Raw genomic sequence first — 306 nt, forward strand, 5'->3', positions numbered from 1 at the left:
ATTTACGAATATTTCAAGGCCCAGGGCGCGAAATTCGAAAGCCCGCCGGAACTGTTCACAGGTGAATTTAGCTGTTACTTGTACCAGGGCCGCGAGGGGGAGGAAAACATTCTGGTGATTGCGCCCCACAAGGGCCGCATCCCCTCGTCCCTCTGGCTGGCCGTCCAGCACAAGCTGTCCCAAAATACCACGTTCCAGAATGGCCGCAAATGCCACAATACATGGCTGGCCGGGAAAATCAAGTGTGGATGCTGTGGGTATGTGCTGGCCAGTCTGAACGCTCGAAACGGTGTCACTTATATGCGG

The 306-nt window shown here is 54.9% G+C and carries 1 pseudogene; it reads left to right on the forward strand.

Features of this window, described 5'->3' with window-relative positions:
• Positions 1-306: pseudogene (locus tag NE473_RS30985) on the forward strand (recombinase family protein); the annotation flags it as partial.

The sequence above is a fragment of the Hungatella sp. SL.1.14 genome (assembly GCF_024460495.1).
Classification (GTDB): domain Bacteria; phylum Bacillota; class Clostridia; order Lachnospirales; family Lachnospiraceae; genus Hungatella; species Hungatella hathewayi.